Origin of the sequence: Enterococcus alcedinis, assembly GCF_014635985.1 — a bacterium.
Taxonomy (GTDB): domain Bacteria; phylum Bacillota; class Bacilli; order Lactobacillales; family Enterococcaceae; genus Enterococcus_I; species Enterococcus_I alcedinis.
In genome coordinates this window covers 85,761-102,792 of sequence record NZ_BMDT01000012.1, presented here as the reverse complement: position 1 = coordinate 102,792, position 17,032 = coordinate 85,761, and the positions used below count along the sequence as shown (strand labels likewise).

Here is a 17,032-nt window from a genome sequence, read left to right as displayed (position 1 = left end):
AAAAACTCCTCTCATAGTAGACTAGAATTTTTGTTTTTTCTAGTGTCTACTATGAGGGGAGCATATCAATAGCGGCATCGGTTTTCTTTTTTGATAAAGCGGTTGCAATTCCGACGCAAAAAATAATAGATAATGAACCAATGGCACCGTTATTCACAATACCAAAAAAGAAATCTCCAATGGTCCGAATCATTTCAGGCATAAAGTTCATTCGCATAATTGCCGCGATTGAAATGACTAAACCGGAGACAGCCATAAACATGACGGGTTGAATAATTGCTCTAGCGAATGTTCGCATAGACTGTTGAATTGCTTCTTTCATAAATAATACTCCCCCTAAAATAAAATAGTTTCTTTTAACATCCATAATATATCGGATAAAAACCGCTTACACAATGACTAGAATAGAGAGAGGATTGATTTTCAATAACTGAAAATATTTTCGTAAAGGACTCTATTTGAGAAAGTGAAAAAACACAAAGTAATAGCGCATTACTTTGTGTTTTATGCGACTGTTTTTTACTGATTTTCTAATTCTTTTTGTATCGCAGTGGCGCCACCTTCAATCACGGTAGCTTTATGACCGTGGCTGTTTAAAAAGGAAGCAGCAGTAGTGGCACTATTGCCTGATCCGCATAAGGTATAAATTTCTTTTTCAGGATCTAATTGTGCGTATGTACTCGCTAAATCATCTAAGGAAATTGTTTTGAGATTTTTCTCAGGTGCAGGTTTTGTTACATTGGCTTGATCACGCACGTCTAATAAAATATAGTCGTTTGTCGTTGCTAGAAAATCTGTTGCAGAAATGGTCTGTGTTTGGACTAGTTGGTCGACTGGAATCTCCGCCAATAATAAATAAGAAAGAGGTGCTGGAAATCCAAGCGCGAGTGCTTGTGCTTCTAAAGTATCTAATTGTTGTGTCTGTGCTTCATCTACAATGAACACCAAGCTGTTTTTCGATGAAATGAGTTTAGAAGCGACTTTTTCGAATTTTGCCAATGGAATATTAACAGCACCTTTTAGAGAACCTGTTTGATAGGCGTGTTGTAGACGAGTGTCGATGATTTGTTGATTTGTAATCGTGTTAAAAGCTATTTTTTGCAAAAGAATCACTCCTTTAGTTATATTAGTCTTAGTATACAATAGATTTTGGAAATGATAAAAAATGAATGCGCTTAATTGTTATTTTACGTTATACTAAAGAAAAAGGAGAGAATCCATCCATGAGAAAAATATTAATTACTGGTGGTACTGTTTTTGTGAGTCGCTCATTAGCGGAATACTTTGTGGGAAAAGGCGATGATGTTTATGTCCTGAATCGAAACAATCATCCGCAACCTGAAGGGGTTACGTTGATTGAAGCCGATCGTTATCAATTAGGAGAGGCGCTAAAAAAGACGGAATTCGATGCTGTGATTGATGTAAATGCCTATACGGCAGAAGAAATCCGATTGTTACTAGACGCGCTACCAGCAATCAACGATTATGTTTTTATTAGTACGAGTGCCGTTTACCCTGAGACGTTGCCACAACCATTTACAGAAACTCAAGTCGTCGGTCCAAATCGTTATTGGACGAGCTATGGAACGAATAAAATTGCCGCTGAACAAGTATTGTTCGAGCGTGTCCCACAAGCGTATATTTTACGTCCAGCTTACATTTATGGACCGTATAACAATGCCTATCGCGAGGCTTTTGTCTTTGATTGTGCCAAAGAAAAACGTCCTTTTTATTTGCCAGGTGATGGGTCGCAAGGATTGCAATTTATCCATATAGAAGATTTGTGTCGTTTAGTTGAAGGGCTGCTTTCGACGAAGCCAGAACAAAAAATTTATAATGTTGGAAATGAAGCAATGATTTCGATTAAAGACTGGGTGACTGCTGGTTACGAGGCCGTTGGAGAAGAGGTTTCGTTTGTTCAAGTCCCAGACACGCAAAATCAAAGTCAGTATTTTAGTTTTCCGAATTATCAATATGAACTGGATGTTGCACAGCAAACAGCCATTATAGGAAAGACCAAAGACATCAAAGAAGGGTTAACAGAGTCGTGGAAATGGTACCGAGAAAATGAAGCAGTAATTAATAAGCGAGACTACCTTGCTTACATTGAGCGTGAGTTAAGTAAAGAAATTAATTAAACGCTAGACTCATAGAAATAAAGGCGCATAGGGAATGAGTCGTCGGTATTTGTGTGCTCCTGAAGCATATTCTTATCGATGAATGTATATTGTCGGGCGACTACTTTTATTTTGAAGAGGGAATTCGGCTGTATAAAGATTGGCACTCTGATAGGTAAAAAACTAAAATAATTCCCCGACAAATACGGACCTTTTCTTATGGAGGAACGTGTTTCTCGGGGGATTTTGTTTTTTTAAGTGGGTTAGAAATTTTTTCGCTCAAGTTAGTGGAGTAGATGATCGAAGTTCCGTTCATTTGAAGCTTAAAAAATCTATAGAGAAAAAGACCACAAGTGATGACTATTTATTTTAATTTAAATGCGAACGACGATACTCACTTGGAGAAAAACCAGTTGTTTTTTTAAAAACAATAGAAAAATATTGGGCAGTATCAAAACCAGTCGCTGTTGCAATGTATTGCATTGACTCCGTTGTACTTACAAGTAATTCTTTCGACTTACTAATCCGTTTGAGAGAAATATATTCAGAAATACCCATGCCATTGGTCTGTTTAAATAGACGTGAAATATAGGCTTCATTGTAATGAACTACCCGTGAAATGGTTGTTAAGTTAAGGGCTTCAGCAAGATGATTACGAATATATTTTTTGATTTTTTTGACTAATTGTTCATTTCGATCAAGAGTGGTTGAATTTAAGATATCAAAAAGACGTCGAGAAAGATTGTCTAGATACTGAAAGATCTCTTTCCAAGAAGAAAAATCCTGCCTATCGTAGAGAGGATAGAGTGCAATCTTGGAAACTATTTTTTCTTGTAATTGGTGCAGCTCGATATATTGTATTAGCATCAGAGTGATTGAGCTGTGTATTTTAACAGCAGTAATGTTATGCATGTTACGAATTTGCATACATTCTAAACCTAAAGCGTTTAAAATATTGAAAAAATCTTGTTCAGATCCTTGGTTAAGGTAAAAAGAAAGTTCCTGTAGTTTTCGATCAAGGGATAATCGATCAATAGGTTCTTCATTCGTCGAAGAATGAAGAGGGTTTTTATTTAGTATCTTTGCAGTAGAGTAAATGATTGGTACAGCCGAAAGAGAGGACTCCACGTATTGTTGCATTAAATGAAAATGATTACAAATTTCATCCCACTGAGAGAATTCGGGATAAAGAACCGTAATGACACATCTTTTGTAATTGGAGAAAAAATAATCACCAAAATCATTTGCAGCAGACTGTAAAAATTCGAAATCAGTAGATGCATCGTTGAAGGGTTGGAAGAAGAGTAAGAAAGTCCCTTTTCCAAAATCCAACATAGAAAATTTAAATTTTCCATCAACAAGTTTCGTTATCATTTGAAGGTATTGTACGATATAAGTAGAATTTGTTGCATTTTTTTCATCGAACGTTTCGTATTTGATTTGTGTGTACATTAAATAGACGGGTTTTTGCAAATTTAGCTGGAAATCAGAACCAACAATACGTAATTCTCGTTCAATTTTATTAATTGACTGTCCAGCCATAATTCCTTGTAGTACATTTTGTTGCAGTAAATGTGAAAGAAGAAACGATTTCTTTTGTGCTTCTGATAAAAGAAGTAGTTGGGTTTGTTCTGCTTTTAATTCGTTTAAAGTATGTAATACTTCATTTAAAATTACTTCATCATCTTCTGTTTTCAGGAGATAGCGTGTACGTTCTAATTTGTTCGATTCATAAATATGATTGAAATTATCATAGGCGGTTAAAAAAATAATACGGCAGTTCGGTAACAATTGGGTTAGTTGCGGGGCAACTTCAAGTCCTGATATACCTGGCATTTTGATATCTAATAACACTAGATCAATAAGGGTGGTTTGGGCAATTTTAAGCGCCTCTGTACCCGAGTAACACTTATGAATTTCCAAATCAGTAATTTCTTGTTCTTCAATAATAGTTGATAAATAATTTACAATGTAATGCTCGTCATCTACAATTAACAAACGCATAAAGAGCCTCCTAGAAAAATTATTTTATTAAGTGAATTGAAATACGTAATCCTCCCATATTTGAACGCGAGAGGTTAAGTGAGTAATTGTAATTGGAAAAGATTGCTAGTCGCCTTTGGATATTTAAAAGCCCCGTCATCTCTATGTTGTCGGAGGTTTTTTTTGTTCGCTTTAACTTATCATTCAAATCTTGCAATAAATCGTCTGTTAAATCATCGCCATTGTCTTCTACAATAATTGTGAGTTTATTTGGTTCCGTACTAGAACAGAAAAAACGTACTTTTATCTGTCCATTTTCCATTTTATTGTCAAGACCATAATCGAAAGCGTTTTCAATCAAAGGTTGAAGGATTAATTTTGGTACATCTAGATACTTGAAGCTACTTGGTAGTTCTTCAAAGGTAATTTGAATACGTCCTGCAAAACGCAATCCTTGGATATAGGAGTATGTTTTAGCATGCTCATATTCTGTTTCTAAGGTTACGTTATCCATGCTGTTTCTGGTTAAATATCGAAAATATGCGCCTAGCGCACTAGTCATTTCTTGAGATTCTTCAGATAAGTCCATTTTTATCATACGCTGTAGCATAAAAAAACTATTGTATAAAAAATGAGGGTTAATTTGTGCCTGTAGTTGTTTGAGTTCTGCTTTTTGTAATAAGATTTGTTGTTGATAGTCTTGTTCAATCAAAAGGTTTAATTTGGATGTCATATTATTAAATGCCTGAAACAAATAAAAGAAATCAGCATTTTTACGATCATTAATAGAAACAGAAAAATTACCCTCTTCAAGTTCTTCAAACGCAGTTGTCAGCTGGTACAATGGTTTATGGATTAATCGATAGGCGCCTATGAAAAAGAGAATGCATGCCACAAAGACGAATAAGAAGAAAATAAGAACAATCGTTGGCCCAGTATTGATATTTTGTAATAGAGAGCTTGTTGGAATTAATCGCATGTACTTGGCTGAAAGGCTAGGTATTTTATAAGAGAATACGTAATAGTTGCTTCCGCCTAATTTGACTTTAAAAAGAGAATCAGTGCTACTCTTTTGAATCAGTTCATCTTTACGAGAAACAACGTCCGCTTCAATTGATTCTGGAAGGTTATCGATTCTAAATGCAGAGTCAGAAAATAAAAAATGACCTTCATTTTTATAAGCGCTATTTTTCTTCAAGTACTTTTTTAACTCGTAAGGAGAGATTGTTACCCCGACGGCATAGTCTTCTGAAACTTCAGGTGCGATGAAAAGATCTAATGATAAACTTTCTGAGATGGGATTCTCGTAATAATAACTCAGTTGTTTTCCTTGTGTCATTTGTTTAAATGTTCGTATAGAATTACTATCTAAATGGTTATAAGTACCAAAAGTATAGCCACGAGTATGAAAAGAAATCGCATGATTAAAAAAATAAATATGAGCAGAATCGATTAATGGTGTGGCGATTTGTAAACCGGTTAATTGCTCCTGGATCAAGTTGACTTGTGTCCGTTTATCGTAAGGTGAAAAATCATTATATGTATGTGAAAAATTTCTAAAGTTGGATTGATTAATTAAATTATACATATTGATATAAATGTTATCGAGCGACGTATTCAGTTGGGAAATATAATTTTCATTATTGGAATCAATTGAAGTAAGTACTTGATTTTTCAATTTTTGATTGCTTAGGTTAATTGAAATGATACCAACAATAGCTAAAGGAATAAAAATACTAATAAATAATAAGATAACTTTTGTTAATAACGAATTTTGTGGTTTCATGGTTTCTCCTAAAAAAATGAACTGTTTGTAGTCATAGTATACTCCATATTTGTGTAAGTCGAATGTATAAAATCTTTAGAAATTTATAAAATAATGAGGAAGCGCTCTCTTTAAGTATTGAAATTATAAAAAAACAAAAAAAAAATATAGATTTTTTGTTTAAAATCGATAAAAATACAGTTATTGAAAAGATTAGGAGGAAGTAAAATGAAGATGAAAAAAGTGTTAACGGTTGTATTAGCCTCAAGTATGGTTCTTCTAGCTACCGGTTGTATGAAAAAGAATGATAGTAAAAAACAAAACAAGAATCGTGAAACAGTAGAAGCAAAAACGGATATTTGGGCACCTTACGATGAAGAGGTCACTATTCGAACGGTAATGAGTGAGAACGCTGCCATTCGTTGGGAGGATGGCGATAACTACGATAACAACCCTTGGTACCGAGAATACAAAGAACGTTTTAACATCCAAGTGAAAAACGATTGGGTAAGTAACGATTATAAAACAAAGTTGAACTTATCGATTGCAGAAGGAAATCTACCTGATGTGTTTACTGTTAATGCCCAGCAATTAAAAGAGTTGCAAGCAGCCGATTTAATTTGGGATTTATCAGAAATTTGGGAAGAAAATGCATCGGATTTATTGAAGAGCTATATGGATAAAAATCAAGGTATTTTTGACACAGCAAAAGTAGATGAAAAATTGTATGCGGTTCCGCAATTGAACTTAGGGGCAGATGTTCCTGTTTTATGGGTTAAAAAAGATTGGAAAGCAGAATCAGGAATAGAAGAAATTAAAACTATTAATGATTTTGAGAAGATGGCCAAAGCAATTAAAGAAAAACATGGTGATTTTGCTATTACTGAGACATCAGATTTAATGGGAATGTTTTCGATGGCACCAGGTTGGGGTGCGTATCCAAAAATTTGGATTGAAAAAGAGGATGGTTCAATTGAATATGGATCTGTTCAACCAGAAATGAAACAGGTACTAGAGACATATGCTAGATGGTATAAAGAAGGATTATTGGATTCTGAATTTACAATTACAGATGGGGATAAGATGTTCCGAAAAGTCTTAAGTGAAGAAGCAGGAATCAGTCCTTTTAGTACTTGGTTTGTTTGGGGTGTAGGACCAGGAAGTATTGAACAATTTGGTGTAGAAGGTACATTTGATGCTTATCCAATGCCGACAGTGACAGGTGAAGATGCAAAAGCAGGAATTAAATTTGCCAACTATGGTTACAATGTTATTAGTAAAAGTTTCCCTAACCCAGAAGCTGCGATTCGCTTAATGAACTACTATGTTTACATGGTGAGTGGTGAAGGGGATGAAAGTCCAGAATTGGTCAAATCATTATTTAATATGAACACTGTCCCATACTCTTTCCGTGTTTTCAATCCAGATGCAGAGTATAACCGTTATAAACGTATTAGTGAGGCTTTGCCGGAAGGTTCGGCAGCAGATACGTCTACATGGGGGCAAGATGCTGAACAGTTTGCTAAAAGTATGATGGTTATTGAAGATAATAACCCTGATGGTGGTGGCGAGTACTTACAATATGGTAAGGAAAAATCATCAATGGAAGTGACAGCTGAAATGATGGACAAAGGCTTGTTATTAGAAGATAAATTGTGGGGACCACCGACAGAAACACTTGGAAAAGTTGGAAGTACGTTGGATGATATTTTAATTGAAGGTTTCACTAAGATTATTGTAGGTGAAAAACCAGTTGATTACTTTGATACGCTTGTTAAAGATTGGGAAAAAGCCAGTGGTGATAAAGTGACGCAAGAAGTCAACGAAATGTATGGAAAATAAATAGTTCGATATGACGGGAAGAAATTCCCGTTATATTTTTAAGGAGGAACAAGTAAGGTGAAAAAAAATATTAGTAAGCAGTGGCAGTTTCATGCAATGTTAGTACCTGGAATTATACTTGTGTTTATATTTAGTTACATCCCGTTGTATGGTCTTGTTATCGCATTTCAAGACTATAATCCAAGTTTAGGTTTCTCCTCGCCGTGGGTTGGATTAGAACATTTCCGATATATCTTTAATCAACCAGCGTTTATTCAAACTATCTGGAATACGTTATATATATCATTTTTTAAATTACTCGGGGGTGTAATTGTTCCAGTAATCGTAGCATTATTATTAAACGAATTAATTTCAGAAAAAATTAAACGCGTTTTTCAAACCCTTGTTTATATTCCAAATTTCTTGTCGTGGGTAATTATGGCGGGTGTTTTAATGGAAATTTTATCAAAAAATGGTGCGGTAAACCAACTTTTAGGAATGATAGGTATGGACCCAGTTAATTTCTTAGGTAGTTCAAAGATCTTTCCGTGGACGATGATTGTGACAGATATTTGGAAGGGATTTGGTTTTGGCACAGTGGTTTATCTAGCAGCCCTTTCTGGCATTGATCCTGGATTGTATGAATCTGCCGTAATGGATGGTGCAAAGCGATGGAAACAAACAGTCTATATTACTTTACCATTGTTAATGCCAACAATTATTTTAATGCTTGTCTTATCATTAGGCGGTGTATTAAGTGCTGGATTTGACCAAATATTCAACTTATATTCACCAGTAGTCTATGAAACAGGGGATATTATTGATACTTATGTTTATCGACTGGGTATCCAACAAGCACAGTACTCCGTAGGTACAGCAGTGGGACTTTTTAAATCAGCTATTTCCTGCATCTTAGTAGGGGTATCGTATATTCTTGCGGATAAAGTTGCTGGATATCGGGTGTTTTAAGAAAGGGAGAAAAAAATGAATTCATATCAAACAAAAGGACGGAAAGTCTTTAATGTATTTAATCTATTATTTTTACTTATTGTTGCTATGACCTGTGTTCTTCCGTTTGTTCATCTCTTAGCAGTTTCTTTTAGTAAAGGAACCGCCGTTGCAGCTGGCCAAGTGGCTTTTATCCCAGTCGGATTTAACTTGTCTTCCTACGAGTTTGCACTGACAGGAGGAAAGTTTTTACGTGCGATGCTTATTTCGTTTGAACGAGTAATTCTAGGCGTAGGAATTAATTTAGTCTTAATGATTATTACAGCCTATCCGTTATCAAAAACAAAAAAACAAGTTGCTGGAAGAAATTATTATATGACCTTTTTCTTAATTACGATGTTAATCGGTGGAGGGTTGATTCCTACGTATTTAGTGGTAACTTCTCTAGGATTAAAGGACACAATATGGGCATTGGTTCTTCCTGGTGCGTTGCCAATTACCAATATGATTGTATTACTGAATTTTATGAGAGGGTTACCAGAAGAAATTGAAGAAGCAGCAGCGATTGATGGTGCGAGCCCAATTCAAATTTTAGTACAAGTTTTATTGCCTATTCTGAAACCGGCATTAGCAACAGTTGGATTGTTTTGTATCGTTGCACAATGGAATGATTGGTTTTCAGGAATGATTTATATGAGTAGTCCAGAAAATTATCCGTTGCAAACGTATTTACAATCATTGCTACAAAACTTTGAGCAAATGATGAGCCAAGGTGCTGGTGGTGACATGAAAGATATTATGGCACAACTAAACGAACGAACGGGTCGTGCAGCGCAATTGTTCTTAGGTGCGATCCCTGTAATGGTTATTTATCCATTCTTACAAAAATATTTTACTAAAGGATTAGTCCTTGGAAGTGTGAAAGGGTAGAAAAATGAGGGAGAAATGGCGCTTACAAAATGATTGGTATTTTATAAGAGAAGATTGTGTTAATCAGATTGAAGAAATGGGACCAAATCAATTCCCCGATAATTGGGAAAAGGTTACTGTACCACATACTTTTCGTCTAGAACCATATGCCCATCGTGGAATCACAACAGCGCAAGGGGTAGCAACATATCTGAAGTACTTCACTTTAGAAAACGAATTAGCTAAAAAAAGTCTGTATTTGACATTTGAAGCTGTGATGGGTGTATCGGATGTTTGGTTAAATGGTGAATTATTATATACGAACTATGGTGGCTATTTGCCATTTGTTGTCAAATTAAATCAAGCAGCATATTTTGATGGCCGAGAAAATAGCTTGGTGGTCCGCGCGGATAATCGAGATGACGGACAAGTACCTCCCGGGAAACCTCAAGCCTTACTTGATTTCACTTATTTTGGGGGCATGTATCGAGACATATGGTTAGAAGCGGTCGATGATATTTTTATTACAGATCCAATTTTTGAACAAATGGAAAATCAAGGGGGAATCATTCTTGAATATCCAATGATAACCAAAGAAAAAGCGATTCTTTTAGTGAGAACTCAAGTGCGCTCAATGAAAAATCAAGCTTCAAATGTTTTTTTTGAATACGATGTCGTGGACAATCAAGGAAAGAGTGTTGTTCGTAAGCAAAAACAAAATTTAGTGGCGGCTGATAGTTTACAAGAAATTGTGGCAGAAATAACGATTATGGACCCTCAGCTATGGAATTTAGAACATCCAAACCTTTATAAAATAAAAGTTTCGCTTTCCGTAGATGGTGAGCGAATCGATTGTAAAGAAACACCATTTGGCATTCGGAAAATTGAGGTCGATCGAACAAAAGGTGTCTTAATTAATGGCGAAGTTCAACTATTTTTGTCTGGAATTAATCGTCATCAAGATTATCCTGTAATTGGAAACGCCGCATCAGCAGCGATGCAAAAAAGAGATGCGATTCTATTTAAAGAAGCAGGATTTCAAGTTGTCCGAGGGGCTCATTACCCTATGTCAGAAGCCTTCTTAGATGCTTGTGATGAACTAGGATTACTAGTATTTGAAGCAACACCTGGTTGGCAATGGTATCCAACAGATACTCCAGAACCGTTCTCTTCGCGGGTGAGAGAAAATATTCAACAAATGGTTCGTCGAGACCGTAATCATCCTTGCATTTTAGCATATGAAACAGTTTTAAATGAAACCTATCATGTTCCTCGTGGTTTTTCTAGAGATTCGGCATTAGTGGCGTTAGCAGAGCAAAAAGACGCAAAAGTATCGGCGGAAAGTTATGGCTATGATGCGAGAGCGGAGGCTAACGGTATTGATACAGATGCTGAATTTGTTTATGGATTTCAAGATCCATTAGAAAAAACAGAAAAAGCAGTGATGTTTCTTAGAGAGTATACAGACCATTATATTGAATACTATGGAGACTTTAATTCTCGCCGAGTAACTAGAGGAAACACGGATGGGTTTTATCCGCATGGTGAAGCACGTAATCTCATAAAAGCAAATCAAATGCTATTTAGAAACTTGCCAGAAGATTATAGTTTAGCACGTTGTTATAAAATAAGAGCAGAAAATCCGGCCTTTACTGGAGCAGCCATTTGGACAGGAATTGATAGTCGTGGGGCAGGTAGTTTGATGTCACCGTGTGGAATTTGGGATGGCTATCGCTTACCGAAAACATCTTATTGGGCATATGCTAGCCAGCAAGATAAAAACCTGATTCTCTATATTGCCAGCGATTGGACAGAAAAAGCACCAATCTTAGATAAAAGTGAAAAGCTGATTTGTATTGGCACAGACGAATTAAGAGAAATTTATATTTATAGTAATGTGGATAAAGTAACCCTAACGGTTGAAAAAAATGGCGAAGTTATTTGGGAAAAAACAGAGACACCTTACCAAAAAGAAGAGGCGAATTACTTGCCGCATCCACCCTTTTACTTTGCAGAAGTTCCTTATGAAAGTGGGAGTATTTTACGTGCTCGAGGAATGGATCAATCAGGAAAAATATTGATTGAAGAAACGAAAGAAACTGCTGGGGAGCCACATCATCTAAATATTTCAGTTGATACACTCGGAGTACCAGTACAGGCTGATGGAAACGACCTTGTCCTAGTACGAGCTGAAATTGTTGATGAAAAGGGTGTTCTTTGCACTAATGCTGAACAAAAGATATTTTTTACCGTTGAAGGTGATGCGACAATTGTAGGGGATGGTGATTTATTAGCCGCAACAAATCCGGCTTGGGCAGAAGCAGGAATAGCTTCAGTTTATGTTCAAGCGGGTTACTCAGTCGGTAAGTTTGAAATAAAGGCATCAGGAAAAGATTTAATTGATGGGAAAGGTGACATAATTTTTTCGCCAATGTTGAATACTTCTTTTAACGGAGTCGTTTCTTCACCTACCGAAAAGGAACAAAAAGGACAGTCGAATTTATGGAGCCATGTAATGACGGGCGATGCACAATATTTTCCTACTACAATTATTGAAGGAGAAGTTTATCCAGAAAGTATTTTACTTACGGATAAGACAAGTTGGAAACTAGAGGGTGAAACATATTTCTATACGGATGCTTACGTTAAAAGTGGGGATGAACAAGCAGAGTTACTCGTGTACTTAGATAATGTTTTAAGGTGGAGAGGTCATGTTGGTAGCTTAAAAATGGTTGTTGAAGGAGCGAAAGAAATTAGTATTGAACTTCAATCAACGATGCCAACAGAGATTCTCCTCTTGTCACCGTACTTATGGCAAGAAATGATCGATGAAGAAGCGACAGAACTGTCTCGTAATATTGCTTTTAATAAACCAACAAGCGCAACTGTGAATTCAGAACAATCCGGAGCTATTTGGACAGGTGGAGCTTGGTTCGGTAAAAATCCGAGAGAGGGTAACCAAGAGTGGCAAGTCGATTTAGAAGAGACTTATCAAATTCGCAATATAAAAATTCTTGTAGGTGGGCAGATGGGGTCTGATTGTACTTTTTATCAGTATGAAATTCATACATCAAAAAATGGTCGCGATTGGACAAAGCAAACTGAAAACCGTCGAACATCATGGTCGAATGGTGTACTGGACTTATTTACCGCACAGGAAGTTCGATATATTAAAGTCAAATTTGTCAGCGTTGACGGCAAGTTACTTGCTGGGATTCAAAAAATTGAAATTTACGAAAATTATGGTGTCGATAGCGTGAACGAATATGCATTATCTGGAATTCTGGTTCAAGAGAATCCTCTTGTTTTCGAACCAAATATTTTAGAGTATCGTTTACCTACGCAAGAAGTTTTAACTATAAAGGCATTAGCTTTTGATCCAGATGCAAAAATTGAAATATCTGGAAACATGTTAAGTCAAACCGAAGAACATAATATCTTGTATGCTCAACCGGTGTCGATTCACCGCGACGATTGTGGTGGCAATTTAGAAATCAATGTTTATGCTGCTTCGGGAACAGGGAAACGAACATATAAAATACAATTTTAATTAAAAGATTGGAGAAATCAATGCAAAATACAATTGAAATCAATGAAGAGATTTATTTAAATGGAGAGAAGTTACAAATCATATCTGGGAGTATTCACTATTATCGTGTAGTTCCGGAGTATTGGAGAGATCGTTTAGAAAAATTAAAAGCAATGGGATGTAACACGGTTGAAACTTATGTCGCATGGAATATCCATGAACCAAATGAAGGGGAATTCCATTTTAAAGAGGACGCTGACTTATGTCGTTTTATTGAAATTGCACAAGAATTAGGGCTATATGTGATTTTACGTCCTTCACCTTATATTTGTGCAGAGTGGGAGTTTGGTGGATTCCCAGCATGGTTACTAACAAAACATGGCATTCGTTTACGTTGCTATAATAAAGTTTACTTAGATTATGTTGCTCGTTACTACGATCAATTAATTCCGCTAGTTGCACCGTATCAAATTTCAAATGGTGGTCCAATTCTAATGTTCCAAATTGAAAACGAATATGGTTCTTACGGGAATGACAAAGAATACTTAAATGCATTAAAAGACTTGATGGTTGAACGAGGCGTGAATGTCCCATTCGTGACTTCAGATGGTCCAGGTAAACAGTACTTGGATGATGGAAAAGTAGAGGGAGCTTGGCAAACAGCGAACTTTGGTTCAAAAGGTGCAGAACGATTTGCTGAGGTGAAAAAAGTAATTGGCGAACAACCATTGATGTGTATGGAATTTTGGGTTGGGTGGTTTGACCATTGGGGCATGAAAGAACATAGTGTTGTTGATTATAAAGAACACGCAAAATCTTTAGAAGAAATGTTAGAACGGGGACACGTAAACTTTTATATGTTCCATGGCGGTACGAATTTTGGTTTTATGAATGGCTCGAACTATGACGATAAAGTAGGTGCAGATGTCACTTCTTATGATTACGATGCGCCGCTCACAGAAGATGGTCAAATTACTAAGAAGTACTTAGAATTCCAAAAAGTGATTTCTAAATTCCGTAAGATTCCTGAAGTCGAGTTTAGTACAGAGATTAAAAGAAAAGCTTATGGCAGCTTAAAATTAGTAGAAAAAGTTGGTTTATTTGAAACCTTGGATACATTGAGTACACCAGTGAGAGATGCAATGCCATTATCTATGGAAGAACTAGGTCAAAACTACGGGTATGTGCTATACCGAAGCACGATTACAAGAGGGAAAAAGATTGAATCTTGCAAAATTCGTGGTGGAATGGACCGTGCTATTTTATTTGCAGATGGTCAACAAGTTGATATCCGAGACGACGATGAAATGCACAAAACAACTGGTTTCGAATTTGAGAACGAAGAAGGAATGTTAGACATCTTGATGGAAAATAGAGGAAGAGTCAACTACGGGCCAGAAATTGAGCTACAGAAAAAAGGGATTACGCATGGTGTTCAAATTAATCGCACTTTCCATATGGGATGGGATATGTATCCATTACCATTAGATGATATCTCTAAAGTTGATTATTCAAGAGGATATCAAGAAGGCAATCCGGCATTTTATAAATTTAATTTACAAGTAGATGAAATTGGTGATACATTTATCGATGTCGAAGGATTTGGTAAAGGTGTTATTTTTGTGAATGGTAAAAATATTGGACGCTTCTGGGAAGTTGGACCTCAGAAACGCTTGTATATTCCCGGACCATTCTTAAATCAAGGGAACAATGAAATTATTGTATTTGAGACAGATGGAAAAGCAGTCGATACGATTTCATTTAAGGACGAGCCTGATTTAGGATAGATGGAGGAATATTTTATGAAACGCACAGTCAATCCGCTGCTAGCTTTAGATGAACTTATACCGGATGTTGAAGCAAGAATTTTTACAGGGAGTGACCACAAAGAAAGGTTGTTTTTATATGGTTCTCGTGATCTATACGACCAAGGGACGTGGTGCTCTCACCAGTATCGAGTCTATTCTGCCCCTTTAACAAATTTAGCAGATTGGACAGATCATGGCGTTTCATTTGCTTCTCGAAAGGGAGAAGGTTATTTTTGGGATGATGAAGAAGCAGATGGTGTTTCTTGGAATGATGCTATTCTTTATGCGCCGGATGTGATTGATAAAGATGGAAAATATTGGTTGGCTAGTTGTTTTAGTGGTGGGGGATTAGGGATGTCAGTCAGTGATGTCCCGGAAGGTCCCTTTTCACCAGCTGAGAGAATTGTTTATGATGATGGCCTAGAGTTAGGAAGCATTGATCCGACACTCTATGTAGAAGACGATAGATTCTACTTGATATGGGGACAACGGCAAACTTTTGGTGGAGAAGGACTTGTAGGAGTTGAATTATCTCAAAATCAAAATGGAATGTATTCGATTGCCAAACGAAGTAGTAAAAAATATTTATTTGGTGATAGAGACAACCCTGATCAAGGATTTGGATTTTATGAAGGGGCTTCGATTCGAAAAATTCAGAATCGTTATTATATTTTATACCCATCGGATAAAGGACAAGGAATTCATATGATGTCTTATGCTACAGCAAATCACCCGTTAGGACCTTATACTTATCAAGGGCATATCTTAGATAATGATGGCTGTGATTTGCAACCAGGGAATAATCATGGTTCTATTTGTGAAGTGAACGGCACATGGTATATTTTTTATCATAGGGGATTTGGTAATAGTAATATGCGTCGTAGGGTCTGTGTTGAAGCACTCCAGATGGATGAGGATGGCAAGATTCAGATAGCAACGATGACAAACCACGGATTTGAAGGTCCTCCTTCTCCCTATGAAAGAATTGAAGCATCTTACGTAACTCATGTAAGAATAAATGGTTATCCTGCGAGTTGTTTTATAGATAAAGTAGAAAGAGGTAAGGACCGAATCTATCCGCTTGTTCAAATTAAAGATGGGAATTGCGTAGAGTATAAAGACTTTCATTTTGGTGAAGCGGTAGGTGAAATGTCGATTCATATGGAACTCAAACCATTAAACGTAGGGAAAATAAAAGTCCGACTGGATGATCCAGAAGGACCAGAAATTGGTCTGCTACAAATTTCTCCTGGAATGGGTCAAGAGTGGATTGTCATGGAAGAAGAGATCTTAGATACTACTGGAATACATACAATTTATTTCGAATTTGAAAGTGAGCAAAATGAAGGTTTTTGTGAAATAGCAGCTTTTTGGTTCTTAAAAAAATAAAAAACTGAGATTCCCTCAATGTTAGAATGAAAAGCTAACGTTAGAGGCAGTCTCAGTTTTTTTATGGTTCAACGACTTCTGTGAGATAACGATCGAAAATTTTGTGTAAAAAAGTTGCCTGAATTCGGGCGATGACTGCAAAAAAGAATAAGAACCAAGCCATGGAAGTCATTTCAATCATTGGTGGAAAAGCCAAAGTAATTAAAATAAAAAATGCAGCCGATCCGAAAAGTGCACATGTCGTAAAAAAATGTTTGAGAGATAATAAAAAGGAATTAATGATAGTATTCTTAATGGTATTATCAAACTTAGCGAGCATTGGAAAAGCATAGAGTGTAATAGTCGTATATAAAAAGAGTGAGAGAAGTGTTGTTATACGAAAAAAAAGATAAAATGAATGATTGACTTCTATGATAAGATTCATAAAAAGTAATAAAAATGCAAGTAATGAAAAGCACCCCAGAATGGAACTTTGTTTAAAATTTGTACGCCATGCTTGAAAGTATTCTTTAACAATATAGGACGAACTACCTGCACTCTTTTTTAAAGAGACGGAATATAAAGCAGTAAGCGAGGGACCAATTGTAATAATTGGAAGTGAAGTTAATAGAAAAAGTAGATTCAAAATCATGATATCAGCTACTTTACCCATAAAATTAAAAAACTTATTATCTAAATTGAATATTTTTTTCATATCAAAACAGCAACCTTTCGTTTTTAATTTTTAGCATATGTAAATTATAACGAAATAAAAATAGGATAG

Annotated in this window: 12 protein-coding genes and 1 pseudogene; 8 read left to right on the top strand and 5 right to left on the bottom strand. The window is 36.0% G+C overall.

Annotated features, from left to right (window positions below; translation table 11 throughout):
- Window positions 1-49 precede the first annotated feature (49 nt).
- Window positions 50-322, bottom strand: coding sequence for a hypothetical protein (locus IEV09_RS11280; protein ID WP_229731712.1), 273 nt, complete (start codon window positions 320-322; stop codon window positions 50-52).
- Between the two features lie 197 nt (window positions 323-519).
- Complete coding sequence (locus IEV09_RS11275) at window positions 520-1,104, bottom strand: rhodanese-like domain-containing protein (RefSeq protein ID WP_188368411.1); 585 nt, start codon at window positions 1,102-1,104, stop codon at window positions 520-522.
- Between the two features lie 119 nt (window positions 1,105-1,223).
- Here IEV09_RS11275 and IEV09_RS11270 point away from each other — a divergent pair, with 119 nt between their 5' ends.
- Window positions 1,224-2,138 (top strand): NAD-dependent epimerase/dehydratase family protein, encoded by a 915-nt coding sequence (locus tag IEV09_RS11270; RefSeq protein ID WP_188368410.1) that lies wholly within the window; start codon window positions 1,224-1,226, stop codon window positions 2,136-2,138.
- A gap of 348 nt (window positions 2,139-2,486) precedes the next feature.
- Here the strand turns inward: IEV09_RS11270 and IEV09_RS11265 are convergent, their stop codons facing one another.
- Both IEV09_RS11265 and IEV09_RS11260 read right to left on the bottom strand, forming a co-directional pair.
- Entirely contained in the window at window positions 2,487-4,121 is a 1,635-nt protein-coding gene (locus tag IEV09_RS11265) for a response regulator transcription factor (RefSeq protein WP_188368409.1), read from the bottom strand.
- 19 nt (window positions 4,122-4,140) lie between these two features.
- Window positions 4,141-5,886 (bottom strand): sensor histidine kinase, encoded by a 1,746-nt coding sequence (locus IEV09_RS11260; RefSeq protein WP_188368408.1) that lies wholly within the window; start codon window positions 5,884-5,886, stop codon window positions 4,141-4,143.
- Between the two features lie 207 nt (window positions 5,887-6,093).
- On the opposite strand from IEV09_RS11260, the gene IEV09_RS11255 reads away from it, so the two are divergent.
- From IEV09_RS11255 to IEV09_RS12780, 7 genes are all read left to right on the top strand, one after another.
- Entirely contained in the window at window positions 6,094-7,707 is a 1,614-nt protein-coding gene (locus IEV09_RS11255) for an extracellular solute-binding protein (protein WP_188368407.1), read from the top strand.
- Between the two features lie 57 nt (window positions 7,708-7,764).
- Window positions 7,765-8,655 (top strand): ABC transporter permease, encoded by an 891-nt coding sequence (locus IEV09_RS11250; protein ID WP_229731711.1) that lies wholly within the window; start codon window positions 7,765-7,767, stop codon window positions 8,653-8,655.
- 15 nt (window positions 8,656-8,670) lie between these two features.
- Entirely contained in the window at window positions 8,671-9,564 is an 894-nt protein-coding gene (locus IEV09_RS11245; protein WP_188368406.1) for a carbohydrate ABC transporter permease, read from the top strand.
- Between the two features lie 4 nt (window positions 9,565-9,568).
- Window positions 9,569-13,093, top strand: a complete 3,525-nt coding sequence (locus IEV09_RS11240; protein ID WP_188368405.1) for a glycoside hydrolase family 2 TIM barrel-domain containing protein — start codon at window positions 9,569-9,571, stop codon at window positions 13,091-13,093.
- A gap of 20 nt (window positions 13,094-13,113) precedes the next feature.
- On the top strand, window positions 13,114-14,859 hold the full coding sequence (locus IEV09_RS11235) for a glycoside hydrolase family 35 protein (RefSeq protein ID WP_188368404.1): 1,746 nt from the start codon (window positions 13,114-13,116) through the stop codon (window positions 14,857-14,859).
- A gap of 15 nt (window positions 14,860-14,874) precedes the next feature.
- Window positions 14,875-16,269 (top strand): family 43 glycosylhydrolase, encoded by a 1,395-nt coding sequence (locus IEV09_RS11230; protein WP_188368403.1) that lies wholly within the window; start codon window positions 14,875-14,877, stop codon window positions 16,267-16,269.
- A 131-nt stretch (window positions 16,270-16,400) separates the two neighbouring features.
- A complete protein-coding gene (locus tag IEV09_RS12780; RefSeq protein WP_229731710.1) occupies window positions 16,401-16,601 on the top strand; it encodes a hypothetical protein in 201 nt (66 codons plus the stop codon).
- A 95-nt stretch (window positions 16,602-16,696) separates the two neighbouring features.
- Here the strand turns inward: IEV09_RS12780 and IEV09_RS12855 are convergent.
- A pseudogene (locus IEV09_RS12855) lies at window positions 16,697-16,900 on the bottom strand (DUF624 domain-containing protein); the annotation flags it as partial.
- Window positions 16,901-17,032: the final 132 nt, after the last annotated feature.